A 19,807-nucleotide genomic window follows, 5' to 3' on the forward strand; every position below is an offset into this window, starting at 1 on the left:
TTACATTTCCCAATAACTTTCTTCTAGACTTTGCTCCTTAACCGGAAGGTTATGAGAGAGTCTAGGAGATTTCTGTTTTAGAACTTCATAACTGGTGCGATTTGCATATTTACATAGTTGGTGAATTGAAGAATACGTTAAATACTTACCATCGTGCTTAATCGAATGAGGTAGCAGTTTTTGATGATAAACATTTGCCGCTATATCATGCAAGATTGCAGAAAGCGCTGCATCCCCTGCACCATTTGTATTTTCAATATTCTCAGGTCCACCCATAAATGGATTAATATGAGAATATATCTTAACCGGTCTACTACAATCGGCTTTTAACTGAGAGCGTGAGTATTCAAGTTTATTATAATTTTCAATCGACTTAGAGTGAAGTTTATCTTTTGTTTCACGGGCCTTTGTTTCACACGCCCAAGAAGCAATATAGAGACCCCTTTCCCCATCTGTAATCAAAGCTAAATCAGTATGGTCTAAAATCGACTCTCCGATTAATAACGGGTCATCAATACCAAGTAATGCCTGGGCCTCATCACGATTCATTGCTAAGACATTTACATTTTCTCTGATAAAGTTTTTGAAAAAATCTTTATCACTTTCGATGAGAGAGCTTGTCCCAAGAGCAAAAACAACTGGTATTTCATTTTCTTTGGCAATACTTACGGCCTTAAGAGTTGCTTTATATAAAGGAGCATTACGATCCCTTAAAAGAAAGGCCGTCACGAGTAAGGCGCTTGAGTTTTTAATAAGATCATCAGGAATAAACTCTTCTGTAAGCTGATTCATGATCCCCTTTCCAATAGCAAAGGTTCTCTCCTTGTCAGGAGTAATCAAACACATTGCTCTGGCCATCTGACCTGCACATGGCTGAAGATAGCTAAAATCTACTTTAGAAGAAGTGCTGCAGATATATTTAAAGGCATAGTCTCCAACCTTTATTGTTTCGCAAATTGTTCCAAGTGCAAAAGACTGATCATCTGACAACACCGAGTAATTATGTAAAGTATTTCCAACCGCGCCACCAGCATATTGACCAAGAATTCGGCCTTCTTCATATGAGCGTTGATAAAGGTCTTCAACATCCTTATCAGATAGTACATAAGACTCACCGGCCTTAAGGTTAAACTCTTCTAATAATTCAAATGAAGCATCAATTTCAATATCAACAAGAAGCTGATCGATACCAACGATATAAACATTCTCTTTGCGGTTAAAATCTGTCTCAAAAGAAAGTCGACCCTTGGCACTTACTGGGAAGTAATGCTTTGATCTTCTCTTACCTGGAAATCTCATAAATAATCCTAAACTAATGTAGTCAAAAATTCTATTTTGATTATAATAGATATATGAAAAAACTTTTAGTGTTAATTTTTTCTCTTACTCAATTAAGTACTCTCGCCTATCGTTATGCCGTGACAAAATCACGTCAAACAATTGTCTACGCTGACGTTAATCTTTCGGCCCCAATTGGCTACATTCGCAGTGGGAGAAAAATCAAAGTTGGAGACAATGACCTAAAACAAGGGACGATTGTACCACTAGTTGTCTCAGGAAAGATTGCTTATGTTAGGACTAATGATATAAGTTACTCAGTTTCGGGAACAAAACTCGAGCATGTTCCTGAAGTTACAGACCACGACGTTAATACAATATTCAAGGATGACGCCCAAAGACTAAAAGAAAATAGTTTTATCTCTCTTGATTACGCAAGACTTGAGGCCGGTACAGAATGGGACGACTTTCAGGCGAAATATGCGAATAAAACCTCTCCTGCATTTAATCGATTTAATCTAGCAATTGAGTATCGAGATCCTAAACATCGTCATGGCTTTAAGATAACACTAGGCTACCTAACTGCATCGGCGACCTACAGTAGCATCAATAGTGTTCTTGGGGAGCTTCAATATCAGTTTCGTTTTATTAATCGCAATAGCTTTGTTGCAGAAGGATTTGCAGGCATAATTCTAACAGGTGACTTTGAGCAAGAAAACTTTGGCGAAAAGGCAACTGGAATGGCCTATGGATATAATATTGGTGGGCGTATTCGATTTGCGCCATATTCAAAGATTGGCTTTTATGGCCAGGCAGGACTTTCAACTCTCTACACAAGTTCAATGGATAAATTAGTTACAGAAACAGTTTCTTCAATTGGTGGTGTGACAATTGGCGCCGGGATAAGCTTTCGCCTCTAGCTCATTGAGCTAGAAGCATTTAATTGAGTTATTCTCACCATTCTCATTTTTGTAGCTTACAAAAATCTTATCTAAGTGTTCATCATATTCAACTTTAACGAGATAATTATCAAATACTCCAGAAAACATGAAGCGACTTTTCATCGAAACAAATACAGATAAGTAAATTACATTCTCATTAGGACTCTCTAGCTCAGCTTGATTAAGAGAGTAAATATTAAATTTTAACTCATCGGCCTCAACAGAGAGAGCGGCCTTTTGCCCATCTAAACAAACTTTTTTGTAGTCTCGCTTGATGGTATCCATCACGATCTCTTCAATCTGCTCTGCTCCCCAGCCAGTTTTTGCACCCCAGCCAGTCTTAAAATCAATTTCAATATGATTTTCTTTATACGAATATGGCCTCTCACTAGAAATTAGTGCGAAAGTATTAAATGAGATAATAATTGATAGTAAAATTGATTTAAGCATTTCTTTCCCTCATGTATGATGGGGTATTTATCCTATACCACGGCATTTTCATCAAGTAAGTGTGTAATATATTTAGGTACTTACTAAATAATTTTCTCTATCTGTCGATATGTAAACTATGGAAATTAGGGGTATAGACCTATTTAGTTATATTGATTATCGTCAGTACTTAGAAGATATCTATCTAGGCCGTAAAGCTGTCGATAAAAAGTATACATTTGGCCGCTGGGCCAAAGAACTTGGGATCTCAAGTGTCTCAGGGCTCACTATGATTATCAAAGGACAAAGACATCCTGGGCCTCAGATCACGGCCATGTTAATTAAGAACCTTGAGCTAAATAAGAAAGAAGCAGAATTTTTCCAGACCTTAGTTGATGCTAAGAAAAACTCAAAGGGTGACGAGGAAACCTTTAAGGCCATTGTTGAAAAGCGCACTTCAGATGTGACAAGGGCCGATCGCCAAGTTGAATTCAAATGGGAGATGGCACTATTAAGAGAGATGTTAAAATGGAGCGACTTCAAGACCGCTAAAGACCTAAATACGAAGAAAATGATCTACAAGGGACAAGAAGACTACTCACACATTTTAAAACAAATGAAGAGTGCAAAGATCATTAATATTGAAAATTCAAAAATATATTTAAATAAAGAATACACTCCACAGTACAAGCTTGATATGTCACAATTTCTACCTCTTCATAAAGAGATTTGTGATCTATCTGCCGATAGCTACTATCTACCAAAAGAGCAAAGGGTTTTAGAGCACTTTCTTATTAATGTAAAAAGATCCGATCTTCCTGAAGCAAAAAAGAAGATAATGAAGTTCATTGATGAGTTCACAGAAGAATTTGACTGTGAAAGCGGAAGCAGTGAAGAGCATCAGATCTTTACCTTATCGACACTCTTCTTTCCATTTACTGCTTAATCATTGTATTAGAAATCATTATGCTAGAAAATTTTCCAGGGCCCATACAGTGCAGCCTTACTTGCATCTGCTTTTCAATCTGTGTGTGACCGATTAGTGCACATTGAGAAGGAATGGCATAGTTATATTTAAGCTTTGTGCTAAGCTTATCCTCGTCACTTGTAATTAAGCGAATATTGTCACCAAAAAGTCTCTGCATATCTGTATAGATTGCACCTTTAGAAGCACTCAATTGTCCCATCTGAAAAATCTGAGAGAAGTTTCCACCAGGAAAACTCGATTCTCGATTAATAGCAGTCTTAGAAGTACTGATGATTTTTTTCCCATCAGTTACCACAAGATGAATATGATAACGTCCTTCGATATAAATAGAATAATTCTGCTCTTCCTTGTAGACGGCCAAAATTGATGCAAGAGGATCGTTCCAATCGCTTTCAAACCTTAATGTTCGCCCACCACTAGAAAGCTTAAATGAAAGCTTATTTAGCTCTTGCTGGCGTGTAATCAAATACTCATTTATAAAATCACCATCTACAGTCGAGCGAACTGTCGAAATATTTGACTGATGAATTTGAAGAGATCTCCCCTTTTTTACAATTTTAAAATTATTAATATCATCAAAGATAATCTCGTAATATTCATTAAAGCTTACTTCACCAAGAGCATAGACAATTCTAACTTGCCCATTATTTTGAGACGCTTTATCTTGTTCAAGAAATGAAACAAATTGTAATTTTTTAAAGAAAGGAAGATCAAGCATTTCTCTTATTTTTGTATCAAATAGATATGATTCTAACGTTCTAATTTGTAGTTTCACCTTATCATCTTCAAGGGATGGCAATAGATAATAAGGCCTCTTTTTTTGTATATTATTTAAAAAGTCGATTGGATCTGTATTATTATCAACTTGTGGCAACTCAAATACCTTACTCACAAGTGGTACTAAGACTTTACCGATTTTACTAGTTTGCGCTTTTATAAAGTTGAAGTATGGACGCCCTCGATTAAAGTCAAGTCCGCCAAACTGAGTTGCATTCAAGCTCCATCGAGAGTACTCTCCAAAAAGAGGCCTTCCACGTGAATCAAAAGATTCAAGAATATACTCTCGATTATTAGAAGAAGTACCGTAGACAAGAATATCAAGCTTTCCATCAATATTCATATCCACTTTCATGACACTTATAACTTTAATGTCTTGTGAGAATTTTATTTGAAATGGTTCAAAGCTTTGTCTCTCTTCAGATAAGTAGAAAATACTTTTTAAAGATCTATTATTTAAAACAAAGTAGTCTTGCGTACTTTTATTAGCATCAAATTCAATAACCTTTTGTAACTGAGAACTTTTAATATTTGGTGCAATTCTTAAAAGAGCACCTGCAGCGATTTTTGAGACCTGCTTTTTTAATGAAATCGGTAGAGGCACAAAGAACTGAGCATCAAATGACTTATCAGATATTAGAGCTTCATCTTTTAGAAGAGTCAACTTAAGCCTCTGCCATGTATCAATATCAAGACTTAATAATTTTGCATTTATTTGAACTCGGTTTAAACCTTCTTTTAACGATATTTGCTGGCATCTCTTTTCACCGTAAATCACTTTAGAGCTCAGACAAATACTTGCATCTTCGACTGGATATTCAGAGTAGATATCAAAATCGAGACTGGCACCAAAGCTATCATCTCCTAATTTATCAATTGTGATACTATCCACGTCTTTTGTTAAAATGACCGGAGCTAGAGATTTATTAGAACTACCGCTAAATGAATCAATAAACATTTGATAATCAGCAATAAGGAGATCTGAATCAGCAAGAGTCCTTGAATAAGACTTTAATCTTGCTAAAAAATTATAGCTATTAAGACTGAGGTCTTTAACCTTGGCAGCAGCTGCAAGCGCAGTTATATGTGCAATAGAAAAAGATGTTCCTGTTTTAATATCATAATTGCCCACTCGTAGAACCGTTGATTCTATATTTGAAGGAATTGTGCCAACAAGTTTTTCACCTGGTGCATAGATATCAACCGTTTGACCGTAATTAGATGAAGATACTTTTTGACCTTGAATATCAATTCCACCAACACAGACAACACCATTATAATTACAAGGAAAGATATTTCTTCGTTTGTTATTATTACCGGCCGAAGCAACAACAATAACATTTTTCTTTAGAGCATAATCAATTGCACTAACAACCTGAGGTGTCTCAATAACCTTTGGGATCCCTAAAGATAGATTTAAAACTTGGGCGCCGTTATTTACGGCAAAAGCGATGGCCTTTGCCAAGTAGCTTGAAACAACTTTTCCTTCATGAGTAAAACCTCTAAAATTTGTGATGGCCTTAACTGGCATGATTTCGATATTTTCAGGAAGTAATCCATCAATACCAACACCATCTTTTTTGGCCGCCAAAATTCCTGCAACAAATGTACCATGACCAATCTCATCTGAAACATTCCCATTTCCATCAAGAACATTATAGCCACGACATGGTAGGGCCTTTTTCTGTTCTTCAGTTTTACCAATACAACCTGGGTAGTACCAAATATTATCTTTAATTTCAGGGTGATTCACATCCACACCAGTATCAATAACAGCAACAATAACCTTGCTAGTGCCAAATTGATCGAGTTGATTCTTAGTGAAATAATTAATATCCACACCCTTAACACCATCAATACTTTTAAAACCTAGCTCTGATGACTTTCTGATATAAGACTGACCTGTGTTTTTGATATTCCACTGCCTGTGCGATAAATCGATACCAAAGCTATTTTGAGTAATAATAGAGCATATAAGAATAGAAAGAGCTGAGACTTTATTAAAAATCATTTTAGAGTCTCCCTATACCAAAGGCCTAGTACTTCGGCCTTAATCATTCCAAGAACTTTAACAAGCTTATTAATTGGTCCGCCAAAATTTCTCGAGTTTATTTTTCCGTAAGAATTACCTACAATTGGCTTCATCATTAACTCACTTCCGACACGGTAACCTGATAATTGTGATTCAATATAAATATTATCTTCACCAAAAAAGTCTAGCAGAGTCTTTGCATCAACATACTTTGCAAAGTAATGTCCTACGTGGGCCAAGCACTTAAGGCCTTTTTCAGTTTTATTCTTATTAAGATACTTGTTACACCAGTAAAGCTTACTTCTTATTGGATCGAGGTCTCCGCAACGAAGTCTTTCTGATATCGTACGTCCAGTATTATCGTTATCGCGGCCACCACGTCTGAAACATCTTCTGATCTTCATTTTACTTGAGATTTTATCAAGTTCTTTTGAAGTAATTGAAAGAATCTTCTTTACTGATTTATCAAAGAAATGAATCTTACTTTCCAATCGTACGAAGTGCATATCTCCAGCATCATTTGCATCTGAAGGTGTATAAAAATCGAGATTGAAGGCCTCATTCTCTTTCTTAAGATACTTCTTAATTGTCTTTTCCTTCATGATGGCCTTCTCATGAGTCTTTCGATAATGCATATACAATTCATTCATATTATCGAGAGTGGCCTTTGCGTTAATATCGCTTAGCTTCGATTCAAACTTTGTCTCATATGTCGTTGCAGCACCAAAAAGCTCCTTCCCAGGGTTTTTGTAGTAGTGCTTTGCTTCTTCAATCATAGGAATGTAGCTCTTATCAAAGCTCAAATCCAAGTTGTTAATAAACTTCTTTAAATTATAAGATGCCACATTCTTTAAAAATTTACCGACAGCAATTCCGTCCATCTCTCCAAAAGTCGAAGAGATCAATTTGATATTGACTTGATTCTTTATTTTCACAAAGAGTTCTGTGATAGATTTAAAGGTACGTGAAACGAAAAATAATAAGTTTAGATTAAAAGTCTTATCTTTTGAATTATTATAAACTTGAATATCTTCCGGCCCCATGGCCTCATTAGAGCGATCTCTTAAGATTGATAGAAATTTTGCCGCATTTTGTGAAAATACTAAATCATCTTGTTCTGGATCCATATTGATTTCATAGAACTTTAAATCAAGTTTCGATTTAATCGATGCTGCTTCACTCATAATTATTGGAATCAAATATGAGATTCCTCCACGAGCTCTAACTTCATTTACATTGGCCTCATCATAGTAAACTTGGAATTTATACTTTGATTTTCGGGTAATATGAATTCTTGAAAGTTCTTTATACTTAGTACTTATTGAACCATAACCATTGGCCACACCAAATAAAGGTGCATTTAACGAAAGAGTTACATCTGGAACAACAGATGTTGAAATAATTATCGATTCTCCAATTCCAAAGTTTTGAGAAATTTCATTATAGATTGAGTGAAGATCGTCTCTTCTTGTTTCACTATCAAGATCTGAAATATTGATTGATTCTTTTAATTTCTCTTCGATATTACGTAGTGTCTTACCTACTAACATATTCTTATATGGAGTTTTAATCGCCTCTCTAAGATCTTGCAGAGGCCTTACATGAGTATAGCTTGTATTGATTCCAATATTTGGAAATAATGATCCACCAGTTGTTTGTGAAATAAACCTTTCAAGCCCAATAAAAAGTCCTAAATTTGTTGTAAAACCGATAGTGTCCGCAAGTTGCACAAAATTATCTGTTCCAAGGCTTTGACCTACGACAACATCACGGCCAAAGATAATATTTCCTCTAACAACAGGTGACTTCCAAGAAGAAAATGGAAGAGGTGGAAACTCTCCATGCTCAGCGAAGTAATCGAGAGCAAAGTCCTTATTGGCCAGAAAGTCTTCTTGTAACCACTTAACCTTGGCCTTAGATAAGTCAAAAGCACTTAAACCTTCACTAATTTTTCCCGTTATCCATTTAAAGGTACTGCTTTGCGCCTCTGAAAAAAGGAAAGCAGGAATATCGTCCATTGGTGACTTACTTGCCCCAAAGCTGAACTGGCCAGCATAACCTTCAAAATTGTGTGGAATAAGAAAACCATCTTCGACAAGAGGATCTTCGATATCTTTCTTATACTCAATAAGAGGTGAATTAATTTTTAATGTCGAAATTAGATTATTTCTTCGACCGATAATCTTTTCGATTAAAAGCTTTTCAACAACTTTTGGATAGTGAGATTCTCTAACTATTTGTGTGATATCATGGCGGTTAAGATTTCCAATCAATCTTGCGATCCACTTAACATCATCATAGGTAGCACTGAAATCCGTAGAGCTTGGATATTCAAAAAGTAGATGATCATTTTTAATCTTTAAAAAGTTGAATGAGAACTTATTAATCGACTCTTCTAAATTTAGAAGTGAATAAACAACAATTAAACTTCTAAGTGTACGAAGATCCTTAGTATCATTGATTGATGTTAGAGCAACATCATAAAAGTCATCTTCTTTAGGGTGTCTTACAAAGATGTCTTTTAAAATGAGGTAATCACTACCCTCTTCAACAAGCCAATTTTTGTAAGAAGCTCCCAGCTTAATAACGAGCTCTACATCTTTAAAATAGTCTTTTTGTTTTTCGTCTTTAAAGTTGATTCTAATATTCTTAAGGTATTTAGAAGTCGGAATAATATAGCCTAAGCTTCTAAGCATATTCTTTCGAAGAAGAATTGTATGAAGTGTTTTTGAAAGGTGTACTTGAAAATTACCTTCACTATTTTGAGCGTTAAATCTTAGGACTCCAGCAGGAGAGCTAATTACTCCAGAGAAGCTAAGTGAATCTGAGTCTCCGATTGGTAAAAGTGCATCGTCTTTATAACGTGAAAAATTATTGGCCCCATTCCATAAATTCGATAGAACTGGAGAAAGCAATGAGAGATCAACTCCCTCTGCTTGTAGTTCATAGGCCTGTTCTGAATCAATGGGGCCATATTCTATACTATATAGATCAGCGGCCGGCAGAGACTCACCATTTATGGCGACAAGCCCATCAGCGCCATAGGCCTTGGCCGTTAAGAGCGAGATCACTAAAATCAATATACTTAAATTTAAAATTTTCATTACGCTCTAAAGTAACAATATTTGGCGCTAGAGTTTGATCTTTTGAAAGATCTACAAGTGCTGTTTAATCGCTGTACAAGTTCAAAATAAAAGGGCCCATTCAGGCCCTCTTAAATGTGTGGTATTTGGATATAATTTCAATAGCTTATAATTCAATTGAAAGAAGTTCTGGAAGAATAACGTCCTCGATATTTTGAGTCGTTGTTCCAAGGTGTCCAGCGACATCATCAATAACTTGCTCACGAGCACCTAGATCGTTCTTAGCTGCCATAAATTCTTCAATCGATTTACCAGTGAAGTGCTTGATATTATTTGCAATCGCCTGTTGATCTTGCTCAAGAAGCTCACCATCTTTGGCATTTTCAAGCATTTTCTTAATTTCTTTTTCCATTGTTACAAGTGAAAGTGCCTTGTCAGCAGGAAGTTTGAAGGCCTGAGAATATAGAGATGCTTTGTTGAACATTTGAAGCTCTTCATCATTTGCTGCCATTAGGCCAGTATCCATTGTCTCTTCTTCATCCTCATAGTAGTAACCAGTGTCAAAGCCTTGGAATACAGGATCACCAAAAACATCTGAGCCAACGTAGTCAACGATTTCATAATCGTCGCCCCAACCGTCACCGATAATCCCTAAGTCCCATGCATCATCTGATTGAACATCACGAAATTCGTCAGCAAGACCTTGATTATTTGAGTAATAGTCCCAATAAGCAAGAGTTCTAAGGTAAGTAATATCAACTGCAACGAATTCATTATATTTAGCATCGAAGTAAACAAAGAAGTCTTCTCTAAGAGAATCATACTGATCCTTCTCAAGAGTGTTTAGGTCATAATAGTAAGGATCAACACTATTTAATGCCGATACAAATCCTTGTGCTGTCACGTATGGAGATGTGTATCTTCCGTAAGTAGACGATGAACCAGAGCCTCCGCTTCCACCGCAAGAAACAAGTAACGTACCAAGTGCTGCAACCGCTAATAATTTTTTCATTTATACTCTCCCTCAAAAAAATTGAAACCTCTGCTATTCAGCAAGGCCAGTCATTTATAAAATCTTCGTGATTTTAAAATTAGAATAATGAAACTAGTTCAAGATTCATGCCAACTTTTTTCTCACAAACTTGATACATTTAGTACCATATTGGCCCTAAAGTGGAATTTTTACTGGTGCTTTAAGAAACTGTTAGAAAAACTGGTTTCAACATGCACCTTGCACTGTGACATTTAATGCGATGCTCTCTAAATATGCTTTAGGATCCTTTTAAGATTGACCACTTAGACAATATTACTTATATTTTATTTTTAAAATATAAAGGTTATTTCACGATGAAAGAAGCTATGGATATGGACATTGAAATTGTTGAAAAGAGACTACTTGAGTATCTTCCTCATTATGAGGCCTTCTTTTCTAAAGTTGGTTTTAAGCGCATCGAGGGGGCCATTTTTGGCGTTCTTGTCTACTCTTCAAGGCCACTTGCTTCAGATGAAATCGAAAAAATTCTTGGTCTATCTCAACCCGCAGTTTCTAGCGCTTTAAAAACTCTAGCTACATATAAGATGGTGATCTCACATGATCATCCAGAAATTAAACGCATGAAAATTCATGAGGCCAATGATGATGCCATCAATATCGTCTCAAATATTGTAAAGAAGCGCGAACTTGAGATAATTGAAGAGTTTGAAAATATCACCGCTGAATCTCTAAAACTTGTCCATGATGAAAAAAGAAAGAAGCGCTTAACAAATATCCTAACAACAACTCGCTTTGCCAGGTCTCTTAGCGAATTTATTATCTCAATCAGCAAAGAACTCGATAACCCTTATATGGCCATTGAGAAATTCCCGATGGTGACGAAAGTCTTAAAGAACTCTCTTACAGATATCAGTCAAATCAAATCAGGGATTACATCAGGGTTAAAGAACTCTTTCTTAAATATCGTATCAAAAATAGAAAATGAAAAACATAATAATGGAGTCAATGAATGAACTTATCACGTGTTGTAATCACGGGTGTAGGTCTAACTGCACCAAATGGAAATAGCTTAAAAGAATTCCGCTCAGCACTTTTAGAGCAGAAGTCAGGAATCACTTATGAAGATGTACGCTTTATGGGACAAATCCCTGTTGGTAAATGTGACTTTGACGAAAGAAAGCATCAGAAAGGCAAAATGAGAAAACGCGGAACACGTGTTGGTGGAATCTCTGTTTACTGCTCAAAAGAGGCATTAGAAGATGCTGGACTAGATATTAATACAATGGATAAGTCTCGTATCGGGATTTATCTAGGAATTACAGAACATGGCCCAGTTGAAACAGAAGAAGAATTATTCCAATTTTATAAGAATAATGATGAGAAGCCAGAGCTATGGACTCACCACCATAACCCAAGAACAGTTGCCAACGCACCTGCCGGAGAAGTTTCTTTAAATCTAGGAATTACTGGACCACATTATACAATTGGTGCAGCATGTGCCGCTGGTAATATGGGAGTTATTCAAGCTGTTCAAATGCTTCAACTTGGTGAAGTCGACCTTGCCCTTGCTGGAGGTGTTTCAGAATCATCAAACTCATTTGGAAATCACGTTTCTTTTAAAGCACAAGGGGCACTAGCAGACTATCCAGAAGATCAAACTCGTGCTTCTCGTCCATTAGATAATAACAGAAATGGAATTGTTATCTCAGAAGGTGGATGTGTATATACATTAGAAAGACTTGAAGACGCTCTTGCTCGTGGTGCAAAGATTTACGGGGAAATCGCTGGTTATCATACAAATAGTGATGCAACAGATTTCGTTCTTCCAAACCCTGAGCGCCAAATGGAGTGTGTCCACAAGGCCATCGCCAAAGCAGGTATTACAATTAGCGATATCGATATTGTAAACCTACACGCTACAGGTACAAAAATGGGAGATATCCAAGAAGTTGCGGGTATTAAAGAAGCCTTCAAAGATTCACCAGAAGTCGCTGTTAATTGTACGAAAGGTTTAATCGGTCATGCCATGGGAGCGGCCGGAGCACTTGAGCTTGCAGGAAACCTTCCAAGTTTTGAAGATGGGCTAGTTCATCCATGTCATAAAATTGATGAAATCGATCCAGAGTGTGCAATGGATCAGCTAGTTCTTGAAGCACCATTAAAGAAAGACGTTAAATATATCCTTAACAACTCATTTGGGATGTTAGGTATTAATTCAACATTAATCATAAAGAAATACGAAGCTAAGGCTTAATTAAAATTAAAAGTATTACAGGAGAAGAAAATGACACCAGAACAAGTAAGACAAATCGTAGTTGATATTATTGCAGACATCGCAGTTGATGATGATGTTACATCTATTGATGATGCAACTCCTCTAAGAGATCAACTTGACCTAGATTCAATGGACTTTCTTGATATCGTTATGGAGCTTAAGAAACAACACTCAATTGAAGTACCTCAAGAAGATTACCCTGAGCTAGCATCGATGAATTCTTGTGTTGCTTACCTAACACCAAAATTCCAGTAAGTTTAATAAAGGCCACTTAGGTGGCCTTATTTCAAAAGAAATAATATGACACAAAAATATGACGTAATTGTAATAGGCGCAGGAATGAGTGGACTTGCTGCAAGTATTCGACTTGCAATGTTTGGCAAGAAAGTTGTCTGCCTTGAGAAGCACTCAATTTCTGGAGGCCTTAATTCTTATTACAGACGTGGAAAGAGGAATTTCGACGTTGGCCTTCACGCCCTAACAAACTTTGCCCAAAGAGGAGAACGCGGAAAGCCTCTAACGAAACTTCTTAAGCAATTAAGAATACCGTGGGCCGAGCTAGACCTAATTGAACAAAAACAATCAAAGATCATTTTTCCAGAAACAAGTCTGACTTTTACGAATGACTTTGCAGTTTTAACACAAGAAATTGCTGATAAATTTCCTGCATCAATTGATGAGTTTAATCAATTTGTTGCCTATATTAGAGACTTCAATGAGGTCGCCTTAAATAATGAAACTTATATGGCAAAAGATGTTGCCAGAAAATATATAAAGAATGAAAAACTTATCTCCATGATCTTCGCTCCCCTTCTAATTTACGGATCGGCCTGGGAAGACGACATGGACTTTTCTCAATTTGTTATCATGTTTAAGAGTATCTATCTGGAAGGCTTTGCTAGACCAGATGGTGGAGTTAGAAAGATCATTAACCTCTTACTTGAGAAATATGAAAAGCTTGGTGGAGAGCTTCGCTTTCGCGCAGGCGTTTCTTCAATCAATACAAGCTCAGACAAAGTGACAAGTGTTACACTTGAAAATGGAGAACTTCTTGAGTGTGACAAGGTCATCTCAAGCATGGGACATCCTGAAACAATGGCCATAACAGAAGGTCAAACATCGAAAAAAATCGCTGTCGGGCCAATGACTTTTTGTGAAACAATCCTCTGCCTTAATGAGCGTCCTAAAGACTTTGATATGAACGATACAATTCTTTTTTACAACGAAAGAGAAGATTATCAGTACCGAGGACCAAGTGACTTTATAGACAATAAAAGTGCCGTTATCTGCTTCCCAAATAATTTTGCAAGCGATGATAGTGATGAAGGCGTAATTCGTCTTACCTACATGGCAAATTATGAGAAGTGGAAAGAGTTGGTAAGCACTGATCGCAAGGCCTACCTGGCCATGAAGAACGAAGTCTATGAACAATCACTTCAAACACTTAAAACACTTTATCCAAATTCATCTCTTGATGTGAAATTTAAAGATGTCTTCACGCCACATACAATTGAGCGCTACACTGGCCATCTTCGTGGATGTGTATATGGCTCAACAAACAAGTTAAGAGATGGAAGAACTCCAGTAGAGGGCCTTTACTTATGTGGAACAGACCAAGGATTCTTAGGAATTATTGGCTCTATGTTAAGTGGAATATCCATGGCAAACCTACATGGACTAATGGAATAAAAAGGAAAAGATTCGAATGGAATATAATAATGTCGTTATCGAAGACTATGCCTATATAGAACCTCCAGAAGTTCTAACAAGTGACAAACTAGAAGAACTTCTTGAGCCAATATATACTAGACTCAAACTCCCTCATGGAAGACTTGAGCTTATGACAGGAATAAAATCGCGAGGTTTTTGGCCAAACTCAACTAGGCCAAGCTCTATTGCGACTGAAACTGGAAATATTCTCTTAGACAAGCTTTCAAAAAAAGGAATTAAAAAATCAGATGTAAATCTTCTGATTAGCTCAAGTGTTTGCCGTGACTTCCTAGAGCCTTCAACGGCTTCAGTTATTCATGCAAATCTTGAAATGCCAAGTGAATGTATGCTCTTTGATATTTCAAATGCATGTCTTGGAATGGTTAGCGCATGGGAGATTGTTGCTAATATGATTGAAACTGGTGCCATCAAACGTGCCATAATTGTTTCAGGTGAAAATAGTGCTCCTCTACTGGAGAACACAATTAAGACATTGAATGAAGACCAAAGTATTACGAGAAAGTCTGTAAAGAAATTCTTTGCAAATCTCACTATTGGTTCTGCTGGTGTAGCATACTGCCTTGCTCACAAAAGTGAGGCACCAAACGCACCACAAATCACTTCAATTACGAATCGTAGTGATTCAAAAGCAAATAAGCTATGCCAAGGTGACGGCAATCCAGAGTCACTTGTCATGGAAACTGACTCTGAAGAACTATTAAAATATGGAAAGGCCCTAGCAAAGAAAACTTTTGATGATTCAAAACTTGATCCTAAAGAGATCGATATTGTTATTGGCCACCAAGTAGGTAAGGCCCATAAAGAAGTTGTCCTTGGAAAACTAGGTCTTAATAGGCATGAAACCTTTGATACATTTGACACTCTCGGAAACACTGGCTCTGCGGCCCTTCCAATTACATTAGCAAAAATGAGTGATGTTCAAGGGATTGAAAAAGGTAAAAAAATCGCCCTAGTGGGTATAGGTTCAGGGCTTTCATGCTCTGTCCTAGGAGTAACTTGGTAATGAATATGACAGTAAATACATGGCAACATGAATACCCTTTTAGAAATAACTTTCTTGAAATTGACGGAAAGAAATATCACTATTTAGACGAAGGAAATCCAGAAGGTGAAGTTATTATCATGCTTCATGGTAATCCAACGTGGTCATTCTACTATCGTAATATTGTAAAAGAATTACAACAAGACTATCGCTGTATCGTTCCAGATCATTTCGGTTGTGGACTTTCTGACAAACCTCAGGACTATGAGTACACATTAGAAAATCATATTAACAATGTCCTTATGCTTATCGACCAATTAGAGATTAAGAAATTCAAGCTTCTTGTTCACGACTGGGGAGGAGCTATTGGAATGGGTGTAGCGACAAGTCGTCCAGAGTGCGTAACAGGAGTTATCCTTCTTAATACTGCAGCCTTTAAATCTCTTGATATTCCAAAGCGTATCGCACTTTGCAAGCTTCCAATTATTGGTGAGCCAATGGTAAGGGCCTTTAATGCCTTTGCTTGGCCTGCTACATTTATGACAACAACAAGGCCACTAGAAAAGCATATTAAGGAAGGCTACCTTCACCCGTATAATAATTATGCTAACCGAATTGCTACAGCTCGCTTTGTTAAAGATATTCCTTTATCAAGTAGTCACCCAACTTATGCGAGACTGTCTCAAATTGAAGAAAATCTTAAAAATGTAACATGCCCTAAGATGTTTCTTTGGGGAGCACAGGATTTTTGCTTCAACATGAAGTTTTTAAAACGCTGGAAAGACTTCTATCCACCAGAAAGTGCTGAAACGAAGTATATCGTGTATCAAGATGCTGGCCACTACGTTATTGAAGATGAAAAAGAAAATTGTCTAAAGGAAATAAAAGGTTTCTTAAATGAATATCGCGCATAGGATTGAAAACTGGGCACAGAAAACACCAGATAAGGTTTGTATAAAGTTTCCAAGGAAAACAGGTAGCGGCTATCATTATGATGAACTTACTTTTAAAGAGTTTAATGACCTAAGCTCACACTACAGCGCTGCTTTGAATCTAGAAGGGATCCAAAAAGGAGATAAAGTTCTTCTCTTTGTTAGGCCGTCATTTGATTTCCCGGCCCTTACCTTTGCTCTATTTAAAATTGGTGCAATTCCTATCTTAATTGATCCGGGAATGGGATTAAAAAATCTTTTCAAAGCAATTAAAGACGCAAGGCCTGATTACTTAATTGCTGTTAATATTGTTCATATTCTTAGAATGTTTAAAAAGGACAGCTTTAAAACAATTAAGAAGTTCTTCACAACAGAAAGTAAGATCTTTCCTCACTTAACAACAATCAAGTCACTAAAGGAAAGAGATCAACTTAATTTTGAAACACAAAAAGTAGAAGGTAATGAGCTTGCGGCCATCCTCTTTACTTCAGGAGGAACAGGACGACCTAAGGGTGTCGAATACACTCATGAGATCTTTAATCGACAAACAGATGTGTTACAAGAGTTGTTTAACTTAACACCTGAAGATGTCGATGTACCAGGTTTCCCACTCTTTTCTTTTTTTACAATGTCCATGGGGATGACTAGTGTGATTCCTGATATGAATCCTAGTAAACCTGCAAAGTGTAACCCAGAAGCACTTGTTAAAAATATCAATGACAATGGTGCCACATTTATTGCTGGCTCACCTGCTATTTGGGAACGCGTTGGAGACTATCTAGAAAAAACCAATCAGACTCTTAAAAGCGTAAAGCATATTGTAATGTTTGGCGCTCCTGTTAGAAATGAAGTTCATGAGAAACTAATAGCACGCCTCGAAAGAGAAGATGCCGATACATATACGCCATATGGGGCAACAGAGTGTTTACCAGTTAGTTGTTTTAATGGACGAGAAGTCTTAACGAACACTCAATTTGAAACGGCCCAAGGTGGTGGTACTTGCATTGGTCAAGCTTGTCCAGGAGTTGAGATTAGAATTATTAAGGATGTCGATGGCGTGATCAAAGACATTAAAGATACAAAGCAACTTGCTACTGGTATGGTCGGTGAGATCATCGTTCGTTCAAAAACTGCAACTGCTGCCTACCATGAGCTTCCTGATAAAACGAGAGAAGCTAAAATTTATGATGGTGACACTTTTTGGCATCGTATGGGTGATCTTGGAAAAATCGATGCCAATGGACGAGTTTGGTTCTTTGGTCGAAAGGACCATCAGGTTAAGGCCCATGCAACAACATATTACCCTATTTCAACAGAGGCCATTTTTAACAAGCACCCCCAAGTTAATAAATCTGCTCTAATTTGGATCCTAAGAAATAACCGTGTCCGTCCAGCGCTAACGATTGAGCCAACAGGCAGAGTTATGAATAAGTCGAGGCTTAAGCAAGAGCTAAAAATTATGGCCAATAAATACAGTCACACTAAAGATATCGATGAGATTTTTATTTGCTCTAAATTTCCAGTCGATATTAGGCATAATATTAAAATTGATCGTAAGGCCCTGGCACAAATGGCCCAACAAGGAAAGCTTAGGTAATAACATGAAAATTCTCGTCACTGGTGTAACAGGCTTTCTTGGCCATCATATTGCGAAAGATCTTTTGAGCGAGGGCCATGAGGTCATCAATTTCTCAAGACGTCACACAAGTGAAGTCGAAGAGCTTGGAATAAGAACACATCAAGGTGACTTAACAAATTTTCAAGATATCAAAGATGCTCTTACAGGTATTGATGCTGTTTTTCATGTTGCTGGCAAAGTTGGAATGTGGGGAAGAAAAGAGGATTTTGAGAGAATCAATATTGACGGGACAAGAAACCTTCTAAAAGCAATAAAGGAAGCTGGCGTCAAATACCTCGTTTATACAAGTACACCTAGTGTTGTCTTTGGAAAAGAAGAGATAAAAAATGGTGATGAGTCCCTTGCTTACCCAGAAGTCTATTTAAATGAGTATGCCAGAACAAAATCTGTTGCAGAAAGGCTTGTCCTAGAAGCAAATTCGACGAATCTTTTAACAACTGCAATTAGGCCACACCTCATTTACGGCGAAAGGGATAAGAATATCATCCCTACCCTGGTAGAAAGAGCAAAGAGTGGCCGTTTAAAAATTATAGGAAAAGGCAATAATCTAGTGGACATCAACTATGTTGAAAATGCTTCATTAGCACACGTTATGGCGCTCAAGGAACTTATAGCAGAAGCGAAGAATCAAGGAAAGGCCTACTTTATCGGTCAAGAACGACCAGTGAATCTATGGCACTTTATTAATGAAATTCTAATGGCAAAGGGTGTTGCACCATTAACAAAGAAAGTTTCATTAAAGCTAGTTTATCATATTGGAGCAATTTGTGAGTTCATTTACAAATTAATTGGCAAGTATGAGGGACAACCTGCCATGACACGATTTGTGGCCTTACAAATGGGAACCTCACATTATTTTAAGCACCACAACGCACTAAAAGACTTTGGCTACTCTCCTAAAATTTCAATTGAAGAATCAATTGAGAAGATAAAAAACTAAAGCACTTAAAACTAGCCGATATATTAAAAAGTATCCAAATTGGATACGCTTAATTAGCTTCATAAAGAAGTGAATTGTAGCAAGTCCAACAACAAATGAAACAATAACGCCCACTACACAACTTAGCATATCAAATTGTGCTCCCTGAGGGTTCCCCATAAGGTTATATGTTTTTAACAAGAAGGCAGCAAAGATTAATGGTAGTGAAAGTAGAAAAGAGAAAGAAGAAGCGTCTTCTTTTGATAGCCCTAAAAACCTCGCAGCTGTAATCGTAATTCCAGAGCGCGAAACTCCTGGAAAAATAGCAAGAACTTGAGAGAGACCTATCACAATTGAAGAAGAGGCCCTAAAGCCTTCCATATTCTTATTTGTTTTTCCAATTCGGTCTGAGATAAAGAGGAGAATACCAAAAAAGGCCAAGTTAAAGGCAATAAAGACTTCGTTACGTCCATAGTTTTCGGCAGTTGATTTTAGAATCAGTGCAAAGAATCCTGTAAAGAATGTTGCAATTAGAAAGTTTTTCGTGAAGTTATCACAGCTCTTACCGGGAATAAGAAAGAGCACAGCATTTTTCACAATTCTTTTCACATCATTAAAGAAATAAATCCCTACGGCCAATGCCGTACCAACGTGCATGGCAAGATCAAAGAAAATTCCAGGATCTTTAAAATCATAGATAAAAGGTAGAAGTGCGAGATGCCCAGAGCTAGAAACAGGTAAAAACTCTGTTAGACCTTGAATTATTCCATAGACGACTGCCATCCATAATGTCATCTCTCAACTTCC

16 protein-coding genes are annotated in these 19,807 nt (G+C 37.0%); 10 read left to right on the forward strand and 6 right to left on the reverse strand.

Translation table 11 applies throughout. The features are described 5' to 3' along the window. The gene (locus tag ABMA76_RS13020; protein WP_392911721.1) at window positions 1-1,299 is read right to left on the reverse strand and encodes an inosine/guanosine kinase; all 1,299 of its coding nucleotides are present in this window, start codon (window positions 1,297-1,299) and stop codon (window positions 1-3) included. Between the two features lie 53 nt (window positions 1,300-1,352). Between ABMA76_RS13020 and ABMA76_RS13025 the strand changes: the two genes are divergently transcribed. Next, window positions 1,353-2,198 (forward strand): hypothetical protein, encoded by an 846-nt coding sequence (locus tag ABMA76_RS13025; protein ID WP_393061805.1) that lies wholly within the window; start codon window positions 1,353-1,355, stop codon window positions 2,196-2,198. Between the two features lie 9 nt (window positions 2,199-2,207). On the opposite strand, the gene ABMA76_RS13030 is transcribed toward ABMA76_RS13025, so the two are convergent. Then, complete coding sequence (locus ABMA76_RS13030) at window positions 2,208-2,669, reverse strand: hypothetical protein (RefSeq protein WP_392911725.1); 462 nt, start codon at window positions 2,667-2,669, stop codon at window positions 2,208-2,210. A gap of 118 nt (window positions 2,670-2,787) precedes the next feature. Here ABMA76_RS13030 and ABMA76_RS13035 point away from each other — a divergent pair, with 118 nt between their 5' ends. Next, a complete protein-coding gene (locus tag ABMA76_RS13035; protein ID WP_392911727.1) occupies window positions 2,788-3,594 on the forward strand; it encodes a TIGR02147 family protein in 807 nt (268 codons plus the stop codon). Here the strand turns inward: ABMA76_RS13035 and ABMA76_RS13040 are convergent. From ABMA76_RS13040 to ABMA76_RS13050, 3 genes are all read right to left on the reverse strand, one after another. After that, complete coding sequence (locus tag ABMA76_RS13040) at window positions 3,584-6,424, reverse strand: S8 family serine peptidase (protein ID WP_393061807.1); 2,841 nt, start codon at window positions 6,422-6,424, stop codon at window positions 3,584-3,586. The genes ABMA76_RS13035 and ABMA76_RS13040 overlap by 11 nt on opposite strands. Continuing rightward, window positions 6,421-9,516, reverse strand: a complete 3,096-nt coding sequence (locus tag ABMA76_RS13045; RefSeq protein ID WP_393061809.1) for a hypothetical protein — start codon at window positions 9,514-9,516, stop codon at window positions 6,421-6,423. The genes ABMA76_RS13040 and ABMA76_RS13045 overlap by 4 nt, the downstream gene beginning before the upstream one ends. A gap of 178 nt (window positions 9,517-9,694) precedes the next feature. Next, window positions 9,695-10,540 carry a hypothetical protein gene (locus tag ABMA76_RS13050; RefSeq protein WP_393061811.1) on the reverse strand — a complete coding sequence of 282 codons (846 nt, stop codon included), beginning with the start codon at window positions 10,538-10,540 and terminating at the stop codon, window positions 9,695-9,697. 335 nt (window positions 10,541-10,875) lie between these two features. Here ABMA76_RS13050 and ABMA76_RS13055 point away from each other — a divergent pair, with 335 nt between their 5' ends. From ABMA76_RS13055 to ABMA76_RS13090, 8 genes are read left to right on the forward strand one after another with little or no spacing between them, the layout of a single operon-like run. After that, complete coding sequence (locus ABMA76_RS13055; RefSeq protein ID WP_392911735.1) at window positions 10,876-11,535, forward strand: GbsR/MarR family transcriptional regulator; 660 nt, start codon at window positions 10,876-10,878, stop codon at window positions 11,533-11,535. Next, window positions 11,532-12,776: a beta-ketoacyl-[acyl-carrier-protein] synthase family protein gene (locus tag ABMA76_RS13060; protein ID WP_392911737.1), complete on the forward strand. Its 1,245-nt coding sequence runs from the start codon at window positions 11,532-11,534 to the stop codon at window positions 12,774-12,776. The genes ABMA76_RS13055 and ABMA76_RS13060 overlap by 4 nt, the downstream gene beginning before the upstream one ends. A 30-nt stretch (window positions 12,777-12,806) precedes the next feature. After that, the gene (locus ABMA76_RS13065) at window positions 12,807-13,052 is read left to right on the forward strand and encodes an acyl carrier protein (protein ID WP_103217109.1); all 246 of its coding nucleotides are present in this window, start codon (window positions 12,807-12,809) and stop codon (window positions 13,050-13,052) included. 45 nt (window positions 13,053-13,097) lie between these two features. After that, complete coding sequence (locus ABMA76_RS13070) at window positions 13,098-14,486, forward strand: phytoene desaturase family protein (protein ID WP_392911739.1); 1,389 nt, start codon at window positions 13,098-13,100, stop codon at window positions 14,484-14,486. A gap of 16 nt (window positions 14,487-14,502) precedes the next feature. Continuing rightward, on the forward strand, window positions 14,503-15,531 hold the full coding sequence (locus ABMA76_RS13075; protein WP_392911741.1) for a 3-oxoacyl-ACP synthase III: 1,029 nt from the start codon (window positions 14,503-14,505) through the stop codon (window positions 15,529-15,531). Then, entirely contained in the window at window positions 15,531-16,424 is an 894-nt protein-coding gene (locus ABMA76_RS13080) for an alpha/beta fold hydrolase (protein WP_392911743.1), read from the forward strand. Before ABMA76_RS13075 ends, ABMA76_RS13080 begins: the two co-directional genes overlap by 1 nt. After that, window positions 16,408-18,039: a fatty acid CoA ligase family protein gene (locus ABMA76_RS13085; protein WP_392911745.1), complete on the forward strand. Its 1,632-nt coding sequence runs from the start codon at window positions 16,408-16,410 to the stop codon at window positions 18,037-18,039. The genes ABMA76_RS13080 and ABMA76_RS13085 overlap by 17 nt, the downstream gene beginning before the upstream one ends. Before the next feature lie 4 nt (window positions 18,040-18,043). After that, entirely contained in the window at window positions 18,044-19,021 is a 978-nt protein-coding gene (locus ABMA76_RS13090) for an NAD-dependent epimerase/dehydratase family protein (RefSeq protein WP_392911747.1), read from the forward strand. Here the strand turns inward: ABMA76_RS13090 and ABMA76_RS13095 are convergent. After that, window positions 18,998-19,795 (reverse strand): undecaprenyl-diphosphate phosphatase, encoded by a 798-nt coding sequence (locus ABMA76_RS13095; RefSeq protein ID WP_392911749.1) that lies wholly within the window; start codon window positions 19,793-19,795, stop codon window positions 18,998-19,000. The two genes, ABMA76_RS13090 and ABMA76_RS13095, sit on opposite strands and share 24 nt — an antisense overlap. Window positions 19,796-19,807: the final 12 nt, after the last annotated feature.

The organism is Halobacteriovorax sp. ZH5_bin.2 (assembly GCF_043196375.1).
Classification (GTDB): domain Bacteria; phylum Bdellovibrionota; class Bacteriovoracia; order Bacteriovoracales; family Bacteriovoracaceae; genus Halobacteriovorax_A.